Annotated in this window: 14 protein-coding genes and 1 pseudogene; 8 read left to right on the top strand and 7 right to left on the bottom strand. The window is 64.2% G+C overall.

Annotated elements, in window-relative coordinates:
* Positions 1–53: 53 nt before the first annotated feature.
* On the top strand, positions 54–3,116 hold the full coding sequence (locus tag LOC57_RS08385) for a hypothetical protein (RefSeq protein WP_229959111.1): 3,063 nt from the start codon (positions 54–56) through the stop codon (positions 3,114–3,116).
* Between the two features lie 533 nt (positions 3,117–3,649).
* Positions 3,650–5,497 carry a DUF4209 domain-containing protein gene (locus LOC57_RS08380; protein ID WP_229959109.1) on the top strand — a complete coding sequence of 616 codons (1,848 nt, stop codon included), beginning with the start codon at positions 3,650–3,652 and terminating at the stop codon, positions 5,495–5,497.
* Between the two features lie 188 nt (positions 5,498–5,685).
* On the opposite strand, the gene LOC57_RS08375 is transcribed toward LOC57_RS08380, so the two are convergent.
* Complete coding sequence (locus LOC57_RS08375; RefSeq protein WP_229959107.1) at positions 5,686–6,282, bottom strand: hypothetical protein; 597 nt, start codon at positions 6,280–6,282, stop codon at positions 5,686–5,688.
* 127 nt (positions 6,283–6,409) lie between these two features.
* The gene (locus tag LOC57_RS08370; protein ID WP_231700652.1) at positions 6,410–7,027 is read right to left on the bottom strand and encodes a recombinase family protein; all 618 of its coding nucleotides are present in this window, start codon (positions 7,025–7,027) and stop codon (positions 6,410–6,412) included.
* A 199-nt stretch (positions 7,028–7,226) separates the two neighbouring features.
* On the opposite strand from LOC57_RS08370, the pseudogene LOC57_RS08365 reads away from it, so the two are divergent.
* From LOC57_RS08365 to LOC57_RS08345, 5 genes and pseudogenes are all read left to right on the top strand, one after another.
* Positions 7,227–7,638 (top strand): annotated as a pseudogene (locus tag LOC57_RS08365) (TrmH family RNA methyltransferase); the annotation flags it as partial.
* Positions 7,639–8,021: 383 nt separating this feature from the next.
* Positions 8,022–8,729 (top strand): hypothetical protein, encoded by a 708-nt coding sequence (locus LOC57_RS08360; protein ID WP_229959103.1) that lies wholly within the window; start codon positions 8,022–8,024, stop codon positions 8,727–8,729.
* 131 nt (positions 8,730–8,860) lie between these two features.
* Complete coding sequence (locus tag LOC57_RS08355; protein WP_227911359.1) at positions 8,861–9,118, top strand: type B 50S ribosomal protein L31; 258 nt, start codon at positions 8,861–8,863, stop codon at positions 9,116–9,118.
* A gap of 113 nt (positions 9,119–9,231) precedes the next feature.
* Complete coding sequence (locus tag LOC57_RS08350; RefSeq protein ID WP_227911360.1) at positions 9,232–10,311, top strand: lipoate--protein ligase family protein; 1,080 nt, start codon at positions 9,232–9,234, stop codon at positions 10,309–10,311.
* Between the two features lie 77 nt (positions 10,312–10,388).
* Positions 10,389–10,727 carry a cupin domain-containing protein gene (locus LOC57_RS08345; RefSeq protein ID WP_227911361.1) on the top strand — a complete coding sequence of 113 codons (339 nt, stop codon included), beginning with the start codon at positions 10,389–10,391 and terminating at the stop codon, positions 10,725–10,727.
* A gap of 68 nt (positions 10,728–10,795) precedes the next feature.
* On the opposite strand, the gene pepN is transcribed toward LOC57_RS08345, so the two are convergent.
* The 3 genes from pepN to LOC57_RS08330 all read right to left on the bottom strand — a co-directional run bounded on the left by pepN (position 10,796) and on the right by LOC57_RS08330 (position 16,216).
* Entirely contained in the window at positions 10,796–13,405 is a 2,610-nt protein-coding gene (gene pepN / locus LOC57_RS08340) for an aminopeptidase N (protein ID WP_229959100.1), read from the bottom strand.
* 8 nt (positions 13,406–13,413) lie between these two features.
* Positions 13,414–15,075 carry a hypothetical protein gene (locus LOC57_RS08335; RefSeq protein WP_229959098.1) on the bottom strand — a complete coding sequence of 554 codons (1,662 nt, stop codon included), beginning with the start codon at positions 15,073–15,075 and terminating at the stop codon, positions 13,414–13,416.
* A gap of 67 nt (positions 15,076–15,142) precedes the next feature.
* Complete coding sequence (locus LOC57_RS08330; protein ID WP_229959096.1) at positions 15,143–16,216, bottom strand: YeiH family protein; 1,074 nt, start codon at positions 16,214–16,216, stop codon at positions 15,143–15,145.
* 105 nt (positions 16,217–16,321) lie between these two features.
* Between LOC57_RS08330 and LOC57_RS08325 the strand changes: the two genes are divergently transcribed.
* On the top strand, positions 16,322–19,078 hold the full coding sequence (locus tag LOC57_RS08325) for a cation-translocating P-type ATPase (protein ID WP_229959095.1): 2,757 nt from the start codon (positions 16,322–16,324) through the stop codon (positions 19,076–19,078).
* Here LOC57_RS08325 and LOC57_RS08320 read toward each other — a convergent pair.
* Positions 19,067–20,530: an SDR family NAD(P)-dependent oxidoreductase gene (locus tag LOC57_RS08320; RefSeq protein ID WP_229959093.1), complete on the bottom strand. Its 1,464-nt coding sequence runs from the start codon at positions 20,528–20,530 to the stop codon at positions 19,067–19,069. The two genes, LOC57_RS08325 and LOC57_RS08320, sit on opposite strands and share 12 nt — an antisense overlap.
* 152 nt (positions 20,531–20,682) lie before the next feature.
* Positions 20,683–21,939: a glucose-1-phosphate adenylyltransferase gene (gene glgC, locus LOC57_RS08315; protein WP_227911367.1), complete on the bottom strand. Its 1,257-nt coding sequence runs from the start codon at positions 21,937–21,939 to the stop codon at positions 20,683–20,685.
* Positions 21,940–21,966 lie beyond the last annotated feature (27 nt).

Below are 21,966 nucleotides of genomic sequence, written 5' to 3'. Positions count from 1 at the left end.
ACAGGCCGGGAGATCAAAGGAACAGATTCGTACCTATCCAGGAGCCCCAGACGTTGAACTCTCCTACCCAGCTGGCCACTCAGATCCGGTTCCACCTTGAGAGCATCGGCGAGAATAACGCGCATCATGCGTTCGAGCTGCTCTGTCTCGGACTGACCCGCCGCCGCATCGTGAGCAACGTCATCCCGGCGACTGGCCCGGTGTCCGCCGGCGGCGATGGAGGCCGAGACGCCGAAAGCTTCTGGAGCATAGTGGCCAGAGAATTGCCGAACACGTCGCTCTTTACTTCCCTGGCTACTGAGTACGCTGTTGTCCTGGCAGTGACCGCGCAGCGCGAGAACATCCCAACCAAGATCAAGTCTGATCTGGCGAAGATCGGCGGCAAGGGGGAACCGGTCGACCGTGTCATCTATTTTACCATCAGGCCTGTCGACACCGCGAAAAGGCATGAGCTCCAGGAACATGCACGCAGCGAGTATTCGATGGCACTGGATATCTGGGACGCGCAGGCGATCGCAAACGAGCTTGCCAGCCCTGACCTGTTCCACCTCGCCGTCGACTTCCTCCATGTGCCGTCCTCGCTCGCCCCCGAACGCGAAGAGTCCGATGATGAGCTTCCCGAGTGGTACCGCGAGGAACGCGACCGCTGGAGGTCACCGTCAGACCTGTCGGGCTCCATGGGGGAGATCGTCGACCTGAGAGAGGGCCTCCGGTTCTCCAGCCTGAATCCTGCGGCGCGTGCCGACCTCCCGGACTGGCTGGCTGCCGCGCATGCACTGCGGAACGCCGCGGATGGGCACCCCAGCGTCCTGAACCGCGTCGACTACGAGATCGTCATCGCAACCGGATTCGGTCTCAACACGCTGAAGCCGGTTGACGCAATCCTCCGTGGCTACTTCGACCGGCTCGCATCCCAACCATCCGATCCCGGCGTTCTGACCGACGCCATCACCCTGCTCCGGCTCCTACAGGCGACGTTGCCAGGTGGCGGAACCACTGTTACGGCTGATGAGGCAGAAGCCTGGAGTGCTGAGTTGGAGCGTCTGCTCGAAGCCGGACTGGCTGCCGCCGCAGGATCAAACGCAAAAGCAGGCCTGCTGGCAGCCGCGGCCATACTCGCCCTTGGGACCCCCGATGTGACACTGGAGGAACTCGAGGAAGCCGCCGGCCCCGGCCCCCGGCTGTCAGATATCCACGAAAAGCTGAGCGCCGCCAAACGGGAAGGACGCACGCTCCCCGCCATGCCGTCAGACGCGGAGCTGCGCGATCTGGAAGCCGGCATGCGGTATTTGGTGGATCTCGTGGAGACTCTGCCGGAAGCACCAATGGTACCGCTGGATGACCTTATGTCGATCTTCGACCTCACCGCGCCCGTCCTGATCGATCATCCGGACTTTTTCAAGGTGCGGCAGGCACTGGACAACGTGACCGTTCAGCGCTCCGGCCAGGCGGCGGCCGGCGACCGGGCACAGAGCCGTGCCATGGCATTGCTCGAGGGAGGCCGTCCCGTGGAGGCACTCCGGGAGATTCACTCCGCAAAACTGAACTGGCTCAGTGGGGACACCGCGGAGGGAGCGGCCATCATGATGCTGCTCGCGTCGGCGGTCTACAGCGACCTCGGACTCCCGCTGGCGGCGAAACAGTATGCGATGAGTGCGGCAATGATCGCCAAATCGAGCGGTGGCCCCGATCTTGCCGTCCTCATGGCCCGGGGAATCATCCTGGCTGCCACCTATGAACACCAGGCCGGCCAGTGGCTGACAGCAACCCAAACGTTCAGAATCGGAATCTGGGCCCAGGCCCAGCTGGCAGGAGACCCCTGGAGCTTCGAACGCTATCCGTACTTCCAGGCCATGCTGATCAACCAGTGCCTCATCCTCCGGGCCACAGCCGCCCTTCGCCCGGCACTGGTGCCCGCCATCGAGTCGGTTGTAAAGTCCACGCAGCTTGACCAGCTCGTGACTCCCATGCTGGCTTCGGTGGCGCACCTTGACCACCCACGAGAAGACGAGATCGCCGATACGGCGGACCGGGACGGCCTTGGACGCCCATTCTCCGATGCCGGTCCGGTTCGCGAGTACACCTGGGGCGCACTCGGCAACGTGTGGATTGTCACGTCCCCAAATGACCGCGCGCACGTTCTGGCAGCTGAACGGTTTGTTGCTGCCGCACAGATCACCCTTGCTGACCTTGCCGGGGAAGACCTCCTTCTCACGCCAGGTGAGATCCGTGTAGAGGTCGACGTCGCCGACCAGCCCGTCGAACCCGGATCGGTCTTTACGCCAGCGTCTGGGCGCAGTGAAGGCACACTGCGACATCTGGTAACCCTTACCCGCTCCGGAACCGGAACGGCCGAGGCGGTTCAACTGGAGGTTGCCTCAGCGGCGCTCCAGGTCATCGTCACCCAGTCCCTGCTGGGACAGCGGGCATTCGTCGATGTGATGAACCGGACCTACGAACACAACCTGCCGAACATGCTGACTTGCGTACGGCCGTATGACGAACTCGTCGACCTTCACAAAGATGCGTTCTATGACGAAATCTGCGGATTGTCCGACGGCCTCATCGGAGCCGATAAACCCCGCTCGCCGCAGCCTGATGCCAGGCTGCGCGGAAAGCTGCCGCAACACGCTGCGGCCTATGACCATGCCATGGTTCTTGATGCCATCGCGGGCCGCTACGAGACGATGCGGCCTCCAGTGCGGCTGACGCTTCAGCGCCTCGCCAAAGACCAGCAGTTCACGGAAGTTATGGCATCACTGCGTGCCCAAGGATGGAAGGATTGGCACCTTCTCCTCGCTGTCGTCAACATCGTGGTCAATGGCCGGGCACGCCGCTTGGGTGTGAATATGAACGCACTCACCAAAGACGACATGGAACGGGTACAGGGCCTCCTGCGGGCGGAGGAGCGCCCAGACGATCCGATGCCGCCGGCGGATGTCTTTACCGAAGACGTAATGTGGGTGCACCTCGCGAACGCTGCGGTCGCGACCATACGAGGGTGGGGACTGGAGCTGCGCGTCCGCTTTGAGCCTCGGGCTTTGCTGGCAGTGTTGGGGGACCGCTTCAACTACTGGGACGACGATGTCGACCATGACCCGATCTTATCCAAGTAGCGCCAAGTCCGGCATCGACGAAGAATTGGCCATCGGACATGCGCTCGGCCTCAGATAGCCTGTCCCGGCAACGGTCATTCGCCTTTCATGGTCGGGCAGTTCAAGCATTGGTAAGCTGTGGAGGTCCGCGGCGAGGATCGGGGCGGACGTCGTCGGATGCTCTGGAGATCGGCAAGACAGCGAGTTCTCCCTATAAGTAGGTTGCCACAGCTTGAAGGGTAGCGGCCGGGTGCGTTGCTACGGAGCCAAGTCTTCATTGCAGGGGTGAGAAGAGTTCACGCCGTGGTGATCCGAGCGCGGTTATTCCTGTGTCCGGCTACAACATCGAGCAGCCGCCGCTACCGGTATGATGACCGGGACGTAACCACGGGCTAAACGGGAAGTTCTGGCTGCTGTCTAGGGGCGGGCTGCGAACAGGAAGCCATTAGCAGGTGAGTCAGTGGTACCAGGGCGTGGCTCTCAGCTGCTCGCTGACAGCGCCGATAGTCTAGGAAGTCGCAGGAAAACGCAGGGGCCTGAGGATAGGACGATTTATGTCTGACAAGGAGCGCGAGGAGACACTTGCTCTGAACGCTGAGGCTTTTGACTGGAGTGCGCTTGATGACGCGCTAATAGATTGCGCAACAGCGGATTATTACGAGATGCATAAGGCTCTTCGATCAACAGACGTAGACGAAGACATGGCAGAACATGACAAGAGGATCTTTCACCTCTTGTCTGAGATCTGTTTTCTGCATTTTGCTGCTGCCAGTCGCAATATGCCGTATACGCCGGCCATTCAACTCGGCGACCGGCGCTCCTTTTCGCTCGATGACTTGACCCCTCAAAGCTTGGCGTTCCTCGTTTCCGCCGCTCCCCGAATCGTGCGCCCTGACCTCCGCGGCAGAGTCTGGGACATTCTTTGGTTGAAAAGAAGAGATCTGGGGATCCGTACAGCGTTAGCTGCCATCGAGGCCTACTCCGCGGTTAACCTTCCGGCTTCCCAAACTGTGAGAAGCCATTCCATCGTGGACTGCTGGGATCGGGCGCTTAGCCTGGCTCGTACGATTCGCGGGGCCGGCGTTGCAGTTATAGAACCCCTTGAAGCGAAAATCAGCGACGCCCTGAGCCAAGCACTGATCGACTTCAATACTATCGCTCGCGAATTGTCTTTGCTTTCTATTCGCTACGGCTTGGATGCGGATAAGCGAGAAGATCGGTCGCAAGCGTTTCGGGCGATGGCTAATAAGCTTCGGGACGAAAGCGGACACTTCGCAGAACGAGTATTTCTGCAGGCAGCTTCGGATTGGGAAGCTGCCAATGGGCGTAGCGGTGACTACTGGAACATAGTCCAGGCTCTCGCTCTTTCGCATGAATTGGAAGCAACCCAAGAAGAAGAATCGGCGGAACCCAGCTACATTCGCATCGCGACGATGCTTGAGCAAGCGATACAGCAATACAGGAGGATACCTCGCCAGTTTCGCGCAGAAGGCTTCGAAACGAGCCTAGCTGAATTACGGCAGCGCCATGCGGCCGCTGGGGCACGGGCGGTCGAGGAGATGTCGCTCATTGAATCGGATCCCATTGACCTGTCGGAATTGGCTGAAGAAGCGAAGTCTAGAGTCTCCGGTAAACCGGTCCTCGACGCACTCTACGGCTTAATCTCTCTTTTTCCGATTCCTACACGCGAGGAACTTCTGAGCGCGGAACGGGAGCAGGCGGCGGAGGGGTCTTTGTCAAGCATCTTTCCTAAGTCCATTTTGCACGAAGATGGGCGCGTGATAGCAAGAGTCCCGGCAGCTGACTCGACTAATGATGAGGAGGTCATCTTAGTTCGCGCGATTGAGAACTACTCTCGTAGGATCGAGATAGTCGTGCGGGGTGCCATTATTCCTGGACTAGAAGCCTTCAATCAGGAGCACTGCATAAGGGAGAGAGAGTTGCTGCCCCTGGTTGCAGAGTCGGCAGCAGTTCCTCCTGGACGCGAAGCCTTCTTTACGAAGGGGTTAGCTGCAGGTTTCGATTGGGATTTTATGAGCAGTTCTCATCTGCTAGTACCGCAGCTGGAAGCATTCTTGCGCTATCACATCAGGGGCAGGGGCGGGGACACAACCGTTCTCAATCTTGAGGGTATCCATACGGAGGCTTCATTGGGAACTTTGCTGGAGATGGAACAGACAGCAGACATTTTAGGCCCAAACATGACCTTCCTATTCGACGCCTTCCTGGTGAACCCGCACGGCCCTAACTTTCGAAATGTCCAAGCCCATGGCCTTATCGGAGAAACTGGGGCCGGGGGAGTGCACTCGGTCTTTGCCTGGTGGCTGTGCTTGTACCTCGTGATTCTCCCTTTTTGGGCAAGCGGTAAGAGCGGAGTCAAAGGAAATCAGAAGGCTGACTGAGACTGTTGGCATCAATGGCCCGCCCGACCTGCGTTGCGCCTTCGGAAGCGCGACACCCTGGGGCTGATGGCCATGGCAAGTGGATCAAACACGTTGCGTTACGCAGCTTTGGACTATGTACGTCGAGGCTCGGGAAGAAGCCAACGGCAGACCGAGAATGGCCTAACACAGGTTTCGTGCTTGCTTCCTTACCGCGGAAGCCCCGGAACCGCTTGGCGCACTTTCTCGACAAACTCACTGCGTTTGTTGCCGAGCGGAAAGGGGATCGCTTCTTCATGGAGTAGCGGAAGACGTGCAACTTTGAGTGGGCCGGCGAGGAGCTCAAAAGTCGGGGTATGACATATGACAATTCCGTCAGGATCAAGTTGACGGACGCGCTGGACGCAATCACCAACGCTCGCTCTGAGGGTCGCCCGGCGTATTGCGGGAGAAACCGCGTTGACCGGTCGTGATACGAGATCAATCAGGTAAACGCCGTCATCACGAAGGCGCGCTAGCCAAGGTTCTTTAGTATCTCCTTTGGTCAGCTTGCCACTGTCGTAGAGAGCTGCAACGACGGATCTGAAGAGATTATCCCTCTGGTCCACCGGCTCAGAGTAAAAGAACCGACGGTTGCTTGGGACGCCACCATCATCGGGTGCTGACTCACCGATGAGCAAGAGCCGAATATGGGACGGCTTCCACCGTTCGCGAAGCGACTGGTACCACTCTTCCTCGACCATTTTCCCACCTCCTATTTCATCTTTCACTGGAGTTCCTGCCGTCAGATGGGTGAAGATTGCCAAGTTCCTTCTAACCGCTCGCCTCAAGGCAACTTGGCGCTATGGATCCGAGTTTGCCCGACTGACTCGCTTGCTTTGCCTGCATACAGGCGCACGTAGCGACCGTGCATGTCCCGCCGCTGGGCCCCGGTTACATACGGCTTACGCGTTCCATGTTCTCGAACAGGTTATGTACAGTTCCGACGGAGACGCCCAGCGATTGCGCGATCGCCCGTATGGATTCGCCCTTCTCACTGCGCGACAGGATCATAGCGCGCTTTTCGTCGTCAATCAGACGAGGACGTCCGCCGACGCTCCCACGCCCCTTTGCCGGGTTTAGGCCGGTCTTGATTCGCCAGCTCAGCATGCTGCGACGAAGTTCAGCAATTTCTTGCCCTGCGTCCAAGATGGATGAGCGTTCGATGTGAGTACCAGTTGCGATGCCTTCGAGCACTTTGACCACAACACCCTGTTCAAACAACTGGTTGAGCACATCGAGGCCGTCGATCATGGACTGTGCCAGGTGATTTGCTTTCATGATCACGAGCACATCATTTGGCCCCAGGTAATCTAAGGCTGTCAGTAATTCTGGCCGGTTCTTGATCAAACGCTTTCGGCTTGCCGTTTCCTCGAAGACTCGCGCGCAGATCGGATCCAGTGCGTCACGCTGGCGCTTAACGTCGTGGACATCGATGCTCACCCGAATCAGACCTATGTGAGTCAACGTGATTTGCACCGTCCACAAAACTTGTCTGCGTTCACGCCTCATACTTGGCTGGGATTATCCGGTCGCATCTTTGGTCTCCGAGCGCATAGGTTTTTGAACGCCGAGAAGGTGATCCAACTACGCCGAAGAGCGCCCCGTTCCCTGCCAGCACATAGGGAAGACGTGGACTGCTGAGCCTGGTGTTTGAGTATCAACGGCCAGGATTGAACCCTCAGCGAGTTCCGAGCATGTTGTAACGTCTGCCAATATCGGTGCGATCTTCCGGTCCGCCGCAGCCCTGCAGGTGGATGCGGTGCTGGTAACGCCCCGCTGCGCCGACCCGCTGTACCGCCGCGCCATCCGCGTCAGCATGGGAACCGTCTTCCAGGTGCCGTGGGTACGCCTGACCGACTGGCCGGGCCAGCTTGACCAGCTCCGCGCGGCCGGATTCGTGACCGCCGCCCTCGCTGCGCGAGGATTCCCTGACCCTGGACGAACTCAGTGCCCGTCGGCACGAACGCCTGGCCCTGGTCCTGGGGACCGAGGGGGACGGGTTGGCCGAATCCACCTTGGCCGCTGTGGACCTGGCTGTGCGGATTCCGATGAGCGGCGGCGTGGACTCGCTCAACGTGGCAGCCGCCAGCGCTGTCGCTTTCTGGGAGTGCCGGCCCTAACTACACGCCGGCCCTAACTACACACCGGCTCTAGCTACACGCCGGACCCGAACTGCTCTTACCCTCGCGCGCCCCAAGTGCCAGACTGTGCCCAGCCACCATCCCCCTGAGCATCCACCGGAGCCGCCATGGAATCCCGGACCCGACCGGGCACGGTCCTTGCACTGTGCGCGGTACTGCTGCTGCCGCTTTCAGCATGCGGACCGACGGCGGAACAGCTCCGGGAGCGCGCTGCCTCCCCTTCCGCTACTCCGCAGCCGGCCCGCACCGCACCGCCACGGACAGCTGCCCCGGGCCCGGAGAGCCCGCCGCCACCACCGCAGGCACCGGCACCGGAGAGCCCGCCGCCGGCACGCGTGGGCGTAGCCGGAAACCAGATAGGCATGCCCCCGGCAGTGCAGGATGCTTGCCAGTGGCTGCTGCGCGGTGATCCCGAACCGATGTCCGGCACTGAAGCGGCAAGCTGCGTGGCCGCGGCCATCACGGCCGGCGGCGGCGGTGTGCAGACGCTGTCCACCGGCACCAGCTGGCTGCCCGCGGGGGAGTACACCGTCACCTTCGGCACGGTTCCCGCTTTCACCATGGACCTGCACGGTCCCGCGGCCGCCGGTGCTGTGCCCGGCAGTACAGGCACGGACAGTGCGGCAACCGGTGCGGCCCCTGACGGCGCAGGCCTGAAAATCGAAATCCGCGGGGACAACCGGGTGGTGCGGCAGGGCGGGGAGGATATTTCTGCGGACCGGCGCGGCTCCCCGGAACAGGCCTACGCCGCCGTGCTGGCCGATGCCGCCGAGCTGACGGTCCGGCCCGAGCGCGTGGCTGCGATGCTGTCGGCGGCGGAAACGGTGGAGGTGGAGTACGGGGCCGTGCTGGCGGGGGCCGCGTACACGCGCATCAGCGGCAGTTTCAGCAATGCTGCGTCCGACGGCGCGGAACCGGCTTCCCTGGCGGTGATCCCCGAGGGCACGTTCTCTCTGTATCTGGATGACTACTACCGACCGTCCCGGATCGAGATTGCAGGCCTGAACCAGGGCATCCCCTCGCTGTTGACGGCGGTAAACACACAGTGGGGCACGCAGCCGCTGTCCTGACTCGCGGTTGCAGGTGTTTCCTGCCGGCCCGGTAAGTGCGGTAGTATGGATTGCTGGTCGAAACACCGGCCAATAAAGCTTTTAACCCACCTGTGCCTGGCAAAATCCAGGCACCAAAAGAAGGTAAAACTGTGAAGTCTGATATCCACCCCAAGTATGCTCCGGTTGTCTTCCGTGACCTCGCGTCCGACACCGCTTTCCTGACGAGCTCCACCGCCACGTCCTCCAAGACGATCGAGTGGGAAGACGGAAACACCTACCCGCTCATCGAGGTGGAAATCTCCTCCGCATCGCACCCGTTCTACACGGGCAAGCAGCGCATCATGGACTCCGCCGGCCGCGTCGAGCGCTTCAACGCCCGCTTCAAGGGCTTCGGCGCTAAGAAGTAACGTTCGGAAGAACAGCAGTACTTGGAGGAAGGTCCGCCGGCATCAGCCCGGCGGGCCTTTCCCCGTAGTGGGGGACCGCCCGGTCCCGGCACCGGTCAAGATGAGGAGTTGTGATGGCAAGCGCGGATGGAAGCTTCAGCCGGCGGCACGGCGAGTACAAGGTCCCCGGCGGCAAGCTCGTTGTGGTGGACCTCGACGTCCGTGACGGACGCCTTGCAGATGTGTCCCTGGGCGGTGATTTTTTCCTGGAACCCGATGAGGCGCTGCTCGACATCAACGCCGCCCTCGAGGGGCTGCCCGCGGAAACAGGCTTCGGCGACATAGCCGCTGCCGTGCACGCCAGGCTGAGCCCGGACGCCGTGCTCTTTGGCTTCTCTCCGGAAGCCGTGGCGACGGCAGTGCGGCGCGCACTGGGGAAGGCCACCGGCTGGGGCGACCACCAGTGGGAAATCATCCCGCCCACCCCGCTGTCCACGCACATGCACGTGGCCATGGACGAAGTCCTGGCCGAGGAAGTGGGCGCAGGCCACCGGAACCCGACGCTGCGGTTCTGGGAGTGGGAAACTCCGTCCGTAGTGATCGGCAGCTTCCAGTCACTGAAAAACGAGGTGGATCCGGCCGGTGCCGAACGCCACGGCGTGACCGTTGTGCGGCGGATCACCGGCGGGGGTGCCATGTTCATGGAACACGGCAACGCCATCACGTACTCCCTGTACGTGCCCCAGTCCCTGGTGGACGGGCTGAGCTTCGCCGATTCCTATCCCTTCCTTGACGCCTGGGTGATGGAATCCCTGAAGAAGCTGGGCATCCAGGCTTGGTACGTGCCGCTGAACGACATGGCCACGGACCAGGGCAAGATCGGCGGTGCCGCACAGAAACGCTTCAGCAGCGGTGGAATGCTTCACCACGTCACCATGTCCTACAACATCGACGCCGACAAAATGGTGGAGGTGCTGCGCATCGGCAAGGAGAAGCTGTCCGACAAGGGCACCACCAGCGCCAAGAAACGCGTTGATCCGCTCAAGCGGCAGACCGGGCTTTCGCGGGAGGAGATCATTGCGACGATGATCGACACCTTCACCGCCCGCTACGGCGCAGTCCAGGCCGGAATAAGCGATGAAGAGATGGACCTGGCGGAGCAGAAGGTCAAGGAAAAGTTCGACACCGCCGAGTGGCTGAACCGGGTTCCCTGACCCCGGCAGCACCCGGCAGCACCCGGGGCGCGGCAGCCCGGTTACCCTGCCGCGTCCGGAGTGCCTAGACTGCGGGCATGGAGAAAAAGTCCCTTACCGCCCTTGTCCGCCAGCAGATGGAAAGGGCTCACTCGGCCGCCAGCGGCCGCAGCGCCTCCACGGTTTACGGCGGGCACGAGCATGTGCTGCGGCAGACCGTGATTGCCCTGCGGGCAGGGTTTGTCCTGGACGAACATGAAAACCCGGGCGAAGCCACTGTTTTCGTCCTCAAGGGACGAGTCAGCCTGGTCTCCGACGGCGCAACCTGGGACGGCTCCGCCGGAGACCTGCTGATTGTGCCGCAGGCCCGCCATTCAGTGCGGGCCCTGGAGGACTCGGCCATCCTCTTGACCGTCGCCAAACCGCAGCTGGCCTGAGGAACATACCCCAACTGGGCCCCGTCCCTACGGGGCCCAGCAGCGACGGGGCCCAGCAGTGACGGGGCCTACAGGCCGGCTGCCTGGACCCGCAGGGAGCGCAGCAGCTGGTCCTGCTGTTCAATGATGATCCTGCGCAGGGCACCCGGCGCGTCCGGGTGCTGCTCCAGCCATTCCACGGATTTCTGCACCACCGGGTGGTCAGCCGGTGCGGTTCCCGGAGCCGCATCCTGGCCGCCGGGGTAGAGTCCGCCCACTACGCGGGAGGCCAGCTCGATGCTGCGGCTGGACCATACACCCGTGAGGGAGGCGAAGTAGTCCGGGATGTAGCCGTCCAGCAGCTCGTGGCTGCCGAGTCCGAACCCGGTGATGGTGGCGGAGAGCAGTTCATTGGACAGTCCGTTCGAGTGGACGGCGGCCTGCCACGCAGCGTCCTTCACCGCCGGATCCGGGAAGGCCGCGGCTGCCGTGGTGTGTCCCACCCGGCCCGACGCCGTGTTGTCGCGTTCCAGCTCCGCATCCAGTTCCGCCCGGGTGGCGGATCCGGTGGCTGCCAGGGCAACCCACAGCCGCCAGCGCAGGTCCGTGTCGACGGTGAGCCCGCTCATCCCGGCGCTGCCCTCCAGCAGGCTTCGCAGCAGCTCGGCGGAGCCTGCACTGCGCTGCCCGGCGGCGGCAGCCGCCCGTGCCCAGATAACCTGCCGGTCACTGCCCGCCGGTGCCGCACGCAGCTGCTCGGTAATGCAGGCACCGAACTCCCTGCGCAGCTCTTCGCGGCGCGAAGCCGGTGCGTAGTATTCAATGGCGCTGCGCGCGTTATCCAGCAGTACGTTCAGCACGCCTGCACCGGTCTCATGCGGGGCCACCCTCTGCACCAGGTGCACATAGTCCCGGGCGCTGAGCACACCGTCGCGGACGCTGTTCCACAGCGCGGACAGGGCGATGGCCCGGGCCAGGGGATCGGCGAGCAGGTGCAGCGACTCCACCAAAACGGCCAGCGACGCCGGATCAAAGCGGATCTTGGCGTAGGTCAGGTCTTCATCGTTGAGCAGCAGCACCGCAGGACGCTTCCGCCCGATCAGTTCGGGCACCTCGGTGCGGGTCCCGGCTACGTCCAGTTCAACGGTGTCGGTGCGGGCCAGGAACCCGGCGCCGTCAAAGTCGTACAGCCCGATGCGGAGCCGGTGCGGGCGGGGGACCTGTTCCCCGCTGACCGGGTCCGGTGCGTTCTGGCGGATCACCACTGAGGTGTAGGCGCCGTCGTCGTCGGTTTCAGTCTCCGGAACCAGGACAGGCACGCCGGCGGTCTGCAGCCACTGGCGTGCCCAAAGACCCATGTCGCGGCCGGAAGCGTCGGCCAAGGCGGCCAGCAGGTCGTCGAGGGTGGTGTTGCCGAAGGCATGCTCGCGGAAATAGGCACGCGCGGCTTCGATAAACGTCTCGAACCCCACATAGGCCACCAACTGCTTCAGGACTGAGGCGCCCTTGGCGTAGGTAATCCCGTCGAAGTTCTGCTTGGCCGCTTCCAGGTTCGGAATGTCAGCCACGATCGGGTGCGTGGTGGGCAGCTGGTCCTGGACGTAGGCCCAGGCCTTGCGCCGGTTCGCGAAGCTGACCCAGGAATTTGTGAAGTCGGTGGCCCGGTCAACGGCAAGCGCGCCCATGTAGTCGGCGAAGGATTCCTTAAGCCACAGATCGTCCCACCATTTCATGGTCACCAGGTCGCCGAACCACATGTGTGCCATCTCGTGCAGGATGGTGTTGGCCCGGGCTTCATACTGCGCCTCGGTGGCCCGGGAGCGGAAAACATAGGACTCGGTGAACGTGACCAGGCCGGGATTTTCCATGGCGCCGAGATTGTATTCGGGGACAAAAGCCTGATCGTATTTGCCGAACGGGTACGGGTACGCGAACAGGCGGTGGAAGTAGTCCAGGCCCCGCTTCGTGACCGCAAAAATGTTCTCAGGATCGAAGTGCTCTGCGAGCGAAGCACGGCAGTAAGCGGCAAGCGGCACGTGCAGGTCCGTACCGTCGTCGAGTCGGAGGGACCATTCGTCCTCCGCCCGGTGGTACGGGCCGGCCAGCACAGTGGTGATGTAGGTGGAAATCCGCTGGGTGGGAGCGAATTCCCAGCGGGCCAGGCTACCGCCGTCCAGCTCAGTGCGGGCGGTTTCAACACCATTGGAGGCCACCTGCCAGCCGGCAGGGGCGGTCACCGTAAAGCCGAAGGATGCCTTGAGATCGGGCTGCTCGAAGTCAGCGAAAACCCGCCGGGCATCTGCGGGCTCATACTGCGTGTACAAGTAGGTGCGTCCGTCGGCAGGGTCGCGGAACCGATGCAGGCCCTCACCGCTGCGGCTGTACAGGGCGGTGCCGTCCACGGTGACGGTGTTCTGCGGCTGCAGGGCCGGCAGGTGGATGCGGGAACCTTCCAGTGCTTCGGACAGGTCCAGCACCTTCCCGTTCAGCACTACGGAGCTGACCCCGCCGTGGATGAAGTCCAGGAAAGTTGCGGCTCCGGGCTCGGAGCAGCTGAAGGCAATGGTGCTCCGGGAGCGGAAGCCTTCAGCATCCGGATCTTCGGCATTGCCCAGATCGAGGTGGACGTCATAGGAGGTCACGGACAACAGGCGGGACCGCAGGGCAGCCTCATCGCGGCTCAGGTTCTGGTTAGGCACCTGCCCATTCAATCACTTCCGCGCCGGTCACCGGCAGCGGCGGGTTTTGCGTGGTGCTTCCACTGCCGCAGCCATTCCAGTACCGCCGCGCAGGAGACGGACGCCAAGATGATGAAGTACGGCACGTATAGGTAGAGGAAGCGTGCTCTTCCCTCAAAGAACAGAAGGAAGACCAGTAGTCCGAGCAGGCAAATGCGCATGGCGGAAAATTCAGGCCTCAGCAGGTGCCGTGTCCGCAGCAGCAGCGGCACGGCGGCCAGTGCCAGGACGGCAAACCATGTTCCCTGCCAGATGGAGAGCATCCATTGGAAATGCGCACCGGTGTTGCCCAAAAGATCCTGAAGGGCACGGTCCGCGCCCAGGTTAGAGAGGAAATCCGCGCCCGTCAGCCGGCCCTCACCCCAGGCAAAGAAGGATCCGTCCCCGGTCACCCAGAGCAGTTTGTCAGCCATGAATTCTGCGTAGCCGCCGGCGCCCATCGCGTCGACCCGTTCGAGGTACGTGTCCAGGCCCGCCTGGAACTTGGCGCTGCTGCCGTGGATCGCCACGGTGTCCTCATAATCGGACTGGTTATAGGAACCGTAATAGGGCCCGTTGGGGCTGTCGGCGGTCTGCGCCCCGACTTTGAGGAAATGGCCGGGATTCATGGCATCCGGGTTGTTGGAGAGGTCGAAGGCTACCACCGGGGTGTGCTGCATAAAGGCGAAGATGAGCCGGTTGCCGATCAGGAAACTGCCCGCAACCACGGCAACCGCTGCCAGCAGGACGGCGGTGTTCCTCCGGCGGGCGAGCATGCACAGGACGGTTATGCCGGCGGCAATCAAACAGAAGACAACTGTTGGCTTGATGCCCGTTCCTATGGCACCCAGGCCTCCGGCCAGGATCCATAGTGCCGCCTTCAGGTACACCCGCCGGGTGTGGCAGGAGGCCAGCAGCAGGCATAGGACCAGGACCGGGAAAAGCGCTCCCGCAGTGTCCGAGTACAGCACGCCGGCCCATGGCGAGAAGGTCAGGAACACGGCTGCGGGGAGGATGGTCAGGGCGGCCGCCTTCGGACCGGCCAGCAGCCGTGCGGCGCAGTAAGTCAGGACGGTGGCAGCAAACAGGACCAGGCTGTTAAGGAATGCCGCGGCCATGGCCAGGTCAGTAAGCCCCAAGGCGAGGACCAGGGCGTAATACGCCGCAAGCAGCAGTGTCAGCAGCAGGTTGTTGGGGTTGATCTGAAAGTACGGAGTCACCGCGGTCAGTGTTCCGCCGGCCAGTCCGGCGGCGGACTCGTGGATCGCGAACACGTCCCAGTCCGGAGGAAGCCGCACGGCGTAGGCCACGCGCATCTGAGCGGCAAACAGTGCCGTCCACACCAGGGCGCCCGCCAGCACCCTCCATGCGCGGTGCCGCCCCGCCAACCGGGCTGTCCGGCCCACCACCAGGTAGGCGACCGCCGAAAGGACCAGGAAGGCCGCCGCAGCGGCCAGCGACCAGCCGGTCCGGTAGCGGGAAAAACCGAAGTGCGGATCAAACAAATTGCCCAGCACTGCCCAGGCGGCGACGGCGCAGAACACCAGTCCGATGCCTGCCGGCCAGGCCTCCGGGCCCCGGAGCACCCGTGGCAGCCACCGAAACCGGCTCTTCTGCTGCGTGTCCCGCTGATGGCTTCCTGCAGCGCGCATGCGCAACCGTAGCTACCGTGCGGGCTCCATGAACAGGGCCTTGGGCCATTTACGCCGCTGCGCCCGCCTAAGTGCCCAGCCCGAATGCCACCGCCAGGCCCAGTCCGGCCACCCAGGCCCAGGCCGCGAGGGCCGCCGCTACGGCCCGGATGCCGGAGGCAAAGAGTGCCTTAACCCGCACGCCGGCGCCAAGCCCGAACAGTGCCGCGGCGAAGAGCAGCTCCTGCAGCACGGCCGCGGCATCCAGCGCGGCAGCGGGCAGCAATCCGGTGGTCCGGACCAGGATCAGCGCCAGGAAGCCCAAGACGAACAGCGGTACCAGCGGCGGCTGTTTGCCGGTCCTGCCATCCCCGCCCGCCTTGCCATCCCCGCCCGCCTTGCCGGCCTTGCCCGCCCTGCGCGCCAGCAAGCCGGCGGCAGCGGTCATGGGCGCCAGCAGCACTACCCGCGCCAGCTTCACGACGACGGCGGCGGCCAGCGCCGCGGAACCGGCGGTCTGCGCCGTGGCCACCACCTGCCCTACATCGTGCACTGACGCCCCGGCCCAGGTCCCGAAGACTTCCGGGGCCAGGTGCAACAGCGAGCCGGCCAGCGGAAGGGCCGCGATGGCCAGGGTTCCGCACAGCGTGACCAGCGCAATCGGCACCACCGTGTCTTCGGTGCGGGTGCGGCGGACCGCCGCCACGGCACCGATGGCGGATACACCGCAGATCGAGAATCCGGCAGCGATCAGGACCGGTTCCTCGCCCGGCAGCCGGAAGAGCCGGCAAATCCCGTACGTACCCGCGAACGCGGCCAGGACCAGGGCCACCACCAACCCCAGGGCGGCCCAGCCCAGTCCGGCAATGTCCACCAGGGAGATCTTCAGGCCCAGGAGCACAATGCCGGTGCGCAGGAACTTCCGGGCAGCCAGGGCCAGCCCGGGCTTCCACGTCCCGGCAGCCTTTGGTGCCGCCCCCGGCAGATTGGCGGCCACCAGCCCCAGCAGCACAGCTGCCGTCAGCACCGGCACAGCGGGCACCAGTGCGGAGATCAGATAGGCGGCGGCGACGGCCGTACCGGCGGCGATGAGTCCGGGGACCAGGGCGGCGCGGCCGGCCGGCGGCTGAGGAACGGGCGGGGGAGGAGCGGAGGATGGCACGGTTACACCCTGCCGCAGTATGCATGCTTTGCCAAAGCGTCCGCCGCCCTGCCCGCGTTGCTACCATGGGTGGCACCATCTTCAAGACCCCTCGGGGGAGCGCCCATGAGTTTGCAGGCCAACGGCAGCGGTCCCGGTGACACTCCTGCCGCCCCAAACGAGCTGTCCGCCCCCTGGCTGTTTCCCGCCGGCCAGGTGGCGTCCGCCCTGGGCACCGATCCGGGCGCCGGCCTCGACGCCGGCCAGGTCCGGGAGCGCGCGGAGCGTTACGGTCCCAACCAGCTTGCTGAAGGAAAACGGGTGCCCGTCTGGCGGAAAATCCTCCGGCTCCTGTCCGACCGGCTGACCGTTGTCCTGATCATTGCCGCAGTTGTCAGCGCGGTGGTCTCCCGCGAATGGGAGACGCCGGTGGTGATCCTGCTGGTGATCATCCTGAACACCGTCCTGAACTACGTGCAGGAGCAGCGAGCCGAGTCCAGCCTGGAGGCGCTGCGCAGTGCATCCGTGGACACCTGCCGGGTGCTGCGCGGGGGAACCCCGGCAACGGTGGAACGAACTGACCTGGTACCCGGCGACGTCGTGCTGCTGGAAGCCGGTGACAGCGTGCCCGCCGACGGGCGGCTGCTCGAAGCCGTGCGGCTGCAGGTGGCCGAGGCCGCGCTGACGGGGGAGTCCAAGCCCGTCAATAAGGGGACAGGGGTGCTGGCGGATCCCCGGCTGCCTCTGGGGGACAGGACCAACCTGCTGTACATGGACACGGACGTCACGCGCGGGCGGGCCGAGCTGCTGGTGACCGGAACCGGTATGGACACCCAGATCGGCACCATCGCCCACCTGCTGGGCAGCACCACCGAGGAAAAAACCACCCTGCAGCGCAGCATCGACCAGTTGGCGAAAGTCCTGACCTACACTGCGTTCGCCGTGGTCGCCCTGGTGTTCGTGCTGGGGCTGCTGCGCGGGGACAGCTGGGAGGACCTGTTCCTGACGGCGGTGTCCCTGGCGGTGGCCACCATCCCGGAGGGACTTACCGCCGTCGTCGCCTTCACTTTGGCGATGGGTGCCTCCCGCCTGGCCGCGCGCGGCGCCATCATCAAGCAGCTGGCAGCAGTGGAGACGCTGGGGAGCACCTCGCAGATCTGCACCGACAAGACCGGCACGCTCACGCTGAACGAAATGACGGTCCGCCGGCTCTATGCTCCGGATGGCCGCCGCTTCCGGGTCACCGGTTCCGGCTACTCCACGGACGGTAAGATCCTCAGCCCGGACGGGCAGCCCGTCCCCGTCCTCACCGAGGCGTACCTGGCGATGGCGCTGTGCAACGACGCGTCGGTGGAGGACGGCCGGCTGACGGGAGACCCCACGGAAGGGGCACTGGTGGTGCTGGCGGAAAAGGGCGGCATCGACGTGGCCGGCGCCCGCGCCACGCACCGGCGCCTTGCCGAGGTGCCCTTCGACTCGGACTACAAGTTCATGGCCACCTTCAACCGGACCTCCGACAGCACCGCCGTGCACTGCAACGTGAAGGGCGCACCCGGCGTGGTCCTGGACCGTGCGGCGTTCCTTATGACCGCGGACGGTCCCGTTCCCCTGGGTCCAGAGGAACGGGCACGCATCAGGCACGACGTCGATGCCCTCGCCACGGCGGGGCTGCGCACCATGGCAGTGGCGGGACGGGTAATGGATGCACCGCTGCCGGCCGGTCCCGAGGCGCTGTCGGCGGAGGCAGCGAACCTGGTGCTGTACGCCGTCGCGGGCATCATGGATCCGCCGCGGCAAGAGGCCGGCGAGGCGATCGCCCGGGCCCACGCCGCAGGCATAGACGTCCGCATGATCACCGGAGACCACTTGGTTACCGCGTCAGCCATCGCCCGGGACCTGGGGATCGGGGGCCGCGCCGTCGCCGGCACAGCCCTCGATGCCATGGATGACGGGCAGCTGCGCGGGGAAGCCCCCGGGCTCGGGGTTCTGGCCCGGGTTTCGCCCGAGCACAAGATCCGCATCGTCAAGGCGCTGCAGGCAGACGGGTACGTGGTTGCCATGACCGGCGACGGCGTCAACGATGCACCGGCACTGAAGCGTGCGGACATCGGCATCGCCATGGGCATCACCGGCACCGACGTGTCCAAGGGTGCGGCGAAGATGATCCTCACCGATGACAATTTCGCCACCATTGTGGCCGCTGTCGAGGAGGGCCGGGGGATCTATGACAACATCCTCAAGTTCGTCCGGTTCCAGCTGACCACTGCGTGGGGGTTCGTGCTGATCTTCCTGGCTGCTGCCACCTTCGGCTTTGGCGGCGGGGCGCCGTTCACTGCCCTGCAGATCCTGTGGGTGAACATCATCATGGACGGACCGCCGGCCTTGGCGCTGGGGGTGGACCGTACCGACCCAGAGGTGATGAACAGGCCCCCGCGGCGGGCGGACGAGCCGCTGCTGACCGGGCGGCGGATCGCCGTGCTGACACTGCTGGGCATCGTGATGGCAGCCGGGACCTGCATCGTGCTGGTCGGCGCACCGCACTGGTTCCCCGAAAGTGCCGGCAGCACCAATTTCGCCACCACCATGGCCTTCACCACGTTCGTGTTCTACCAGGTCTTCAACCTGCTCAACGTCCGCTCCGAGACCGGCAGCGTGTTCTCGCTGCGCACCTTCACCAACCGTGCTGTCTGGGTGTCCCTGGCCGCCGTGGTGGTCCTGCAGGTGCTGGTGGTTCAGCTGAGCATCTTCGAGGGATTCTTCGATACCGTTCCGCTCACCTCCGCACAGTGGTTCCTCTGCCTGGCAGTGGGTGCCACTGTGCTGGTGTTCTCGGAGCTCGGCAAGGCGGTGCAGCGGATTGCCGCCCGGCGCCTACCAGGGTGAGGGCTTGTAGTCCTTCAGGAAGACCCCGTACTGGTCCTCACCCTTCTCGCCCATCACAATCGGGTCATACACCCGGGCTGCGCCGTCCACCAGGTCCAGCGGGGCGTGGAAGCCCTCCTCGGCCAGGCGCACCTTGGTGGGGTGGGGGCGCTCGTCCGTAATCCAGCCGGTGTCCACCGCGGTCATCAGGATCCCGTCCGTATCCAGCATTTCCTGGGCACTGGTGCGGGTCAGCATGTTCAATGCGGCCTTGGCCATATTCGTATGCGGGTGCCCGGGGCCCTTGTAGCGCCGGGAGAACTGCCCTTCCATGGCGGAGACGTTCACGATGTACTTGCGCCGGGCGGGCGAGGCTGCCATGGCCGGACGCAGCCGGTTAACCAACAGGAACGGGGCGGTGACGTTGCACAGCTGGACCTCGAGCATTTCCAGCGGGTCCACCTGGTCCACAACCTGGGTCCAGCTGTTGATCGGCGCCGTGTCCGGCACCAATCCGCCGGCATCGATGGCGGTTCCGGCTTCCATCCGGGCCAGCGAGGAGGAGCCTGCAGTCAGCGCGAGTGAGGTCACGGCGTCGGCGGCCAGCACCGGATGCGCTGCGACAGACCCGGCCAGGGCGGTGGGGTGCGCGTCATAGGTGTGGCCAAAGGTGACCAGCTCCGGCATGGGTCCGTCCGGCAGCGGCGCCAGCTCGGCGTCGGTCAGCGGCCGGTAGGCGTTCGCCGAGCGCCGCACGGTCTGGGCGGCGTTGTTGATCAGGATGTCCAGCGGCCCGGCCTCGGCTACGGATTCGGCCAGGGAGATCACCTGCGCCGGGTCGCGCAGGTCAATGCCCACAATGCGCAGCCGGTGCAGCCAGTCCCCGGAGTCCTCCATGGCCGCAAAACGGCGGGCGGCGTCCTTGGGGAAGCGGGTGGTGATGGTGGTGTGCGCGCCGTCCCGCAGCAGCCGCAGGGCAATGTACATGCCGATTTTCGCCCGACCGCCGGTCAGCAGCGCCCGCTTGCCCGTGAGGTCGGTGCGGGCGTCGCGCTTGGTGTGGCTGAACGCGGCGCACTCGGGGCAGAGCTGGTGGTAAAAGGCATCCACCACGGTGTAGGGCTGCTTGCAGATGTAGCAGTTGCGCGGCTTCAGCAGCGTCCCGGCGGACGGACCATGCGCTGCACTGGTGAGCTGCGCACCGCGGGTCTCGTCATCAATCCGGTCTGCTGCGCCGGTGGCGGTGAGGGCGACGACGGCGCGGTCCGCGTCCGCCACGGCCGAACGCTTCTCGTTCTTCCGGTGCTTCTTCACCGACTTGAACATTTTGGCGGTGGCCCGCCGGACCGCAACGTAGTCGGGGTCTTCCTCATCCAGGACATGGATGGAGGCCAAGACCTTCAGGGCGGTTTCAATATCTTCCGGGCTGAATTCTTCCGGGCTGAATTCTTCCGGGACTTCTGGGGTGCTCATGTGGACCTTCTGCTCATCGGCCCCGGCGGATACACGGGACCGGCGCATTGGGTGCGCACTTCGAGGATACCGGAGAAGCAGTCCCGTCCCCGTATCGGACGCGGGGGCACCGGGCGTATCTCACACCCGGTGCCCCCGGAGGCCGGCAGGACCTATTCGGCCGGAGCCTCCACCGGCACCCGCTGGCCCTTGCTCAGCACGGTCAGTCCGGACTCGGTCACAGTGAACCCGCGGCGCAGGTCCAGCTCCCGGTCCACACCCACGGTGGCGCCGGCCGGAATGCGCACGTTCTTATCGATGATCGCGCGGCGGACCACCGCACCCTCACCCACATACACCTTGTCCATCAGCACCGAGTCGGTGACGACGGCGTTGTGGTCCACATAGACGTCCTGCGCCAGCACGGATCCGGTGACGGTGCCGCCGGAGATCACGGTGCCGTCGGAAACAATCGAATCAAACGCGGTACCGGCCTGCTCCGAGGCGCTGCGCACGAACTTCGCCGGCGGGGAGACGCTCTGCCGGGTGTAGATGGGCCACTTCAGGTTGTACAGGTTGAAGGCGGGCAGCGGCGAGATCAGGTCCATGTTGGCGTCATAGTAGGAGTCCAGGGTGCCTACGTCCCGCCAGTACTGGTGATCGCTGCCGGTGGCACCGGGAATCACGTTCTGGGTGAAGTCGTATACGGCCGCGTCCTGCCGCTCCACGAAGTAGGGGATGATGTCCCCGCCCATGTCGTGCTTGGTGATCAGCCGCTCGGCGTCGGCCTGCAGGGCTTCGACCAGGGCGTCGGTGTTGAAGACGTAGTTGCCCATGGACGCAAGGAAGCTGCCCGGATCATCCGGCAGCCCGGGGGTGGTCTCGGGCTTCTCCACGAACGCGGAAATCATGCCGGGATTCGCCGGGTCCGTTTCGATGACGCCAAACTGATCCGCCAGATGCAGCGGCTGCCGCACGGCGGCCACGCTGACCGAGGCTCCGGAGGCAATATGCGCCTCAACCATCTGCGAGAAGTCCATTCGGTACACGTGGTCCGCACCGATCACCACGACGATGTCCGGCTGGGCGTCATCGATCAGGTTCATGGACTGGTAGATGGCGTTCGCGCTGCCCAGGAACCAGCTTTTGCCCACGCGCTGCTGCGCCGGAACCGAGGCCACATAGTTCTGCAGCTGCGTGGACAGCCGCCAGGTCTCGGAAATGTGCCGGTCAAGGCTGTGCGACTTGTACTGGGTGAGGACCACTATCTGCAGGTACCCGGAATTCACCAGATTTGACAGTGCGAAGTCGATAAGCCGGTACCGCCCGGCAAAGGGAACCGCGGGTTTTGCGCGGTCCGCCGTCAACGGCATCAGCCGTTTGCCCTCCCCACCTGCAAGGACTACTGCCAGGACCTTCTTAGGCGCCATTGTCTTGAACCTCTTCCGCAAAAAAAT

It is taken from the genome of Arthrobacter sp. zg-Y750 (genome assembly GCF_020907365.1).
GTDB lineage: Bacteria > Actinomycetota > Actinomycetes > Actinomycetales > Micrococcaceae > Arthrobacter_B.
Note: the sequence above shows the minus strand (reverse complement) of the source record. Positions and strands in the feature narration are given on the sequence as shown.

What these genes read in the sequence shown, in the direction of transcription:
- LOC57_RS08380 (WP_229959109.1), top strand. Translation starts at nt 3,650, where the DNA reads ATGTCTGACAAGGAGCGCGAGGAGACACTTGCTCTGAACGCTGAGGCT.
- LOC57_RS08370 (WP_231700652.1), bottom strand. Translation starts at nt 7,027, where the DNA reads ATGAGGCGTGAACGCAGACAAGTTTTGTGGACGGTGCAAATCACGTTG.
- LOC57_RS08360 (WP_229959103.1), top strand. Translation starts at nt 8,022, where the DNA reads ATGCCCCCGGCAGTGCAGGATGCTTGCCAGTGGCTGCTGCGCGGTGAT.
- LOC57_RS08350 (WP_227911360.1), top strand. Translation starts at nt 9,232, where the DNA reads ATGGCAAGCGCGGATGGAAGCTTCAGCCGGCGGCACGGCGAGTACAAG.
- LOC57_RS08345 (WP_227911361.1), top strand. Translation starts at nt 10,389, where the DNA reads ATGGAGAAAAAGTCCCTTACCGCCCTTGTCCGCCAGCAGATGGAAAGG.
- LOC57_RS08335 (WP_229959098.1), bottom strand. Translation starts at nt 15,075, where the DNA reads ATGCGCGCTGCAGGAAGCCATCAGCGGGACACGCAGCAGAAGAGCCGG.
- LOC57_RS08325 (WP_229959095.1), top strand. Translation starts at nt 16,322, where the DNA reads ATGAGTTTGCAGGCCAACGGCAGCGGTCCCGGTGACACTCCTGCCGCC.
- LOC57_RS08320 (WP_229959093.1), bottom strand. Translation starts at nt 20,530, where the DNA reads ATGAGCACCCCAGAAGTCCCGGAAGAATTCAGCCCGGAAGAATTCAGC.
- glgC (WP_227911367.1), bottom strand. Translation starts at nt 21,939, where the DNA reads ATGGCGCCTAAGAAGGTCCTGGCAGTAGTCCTTGCAGGTGGGGAGGGC.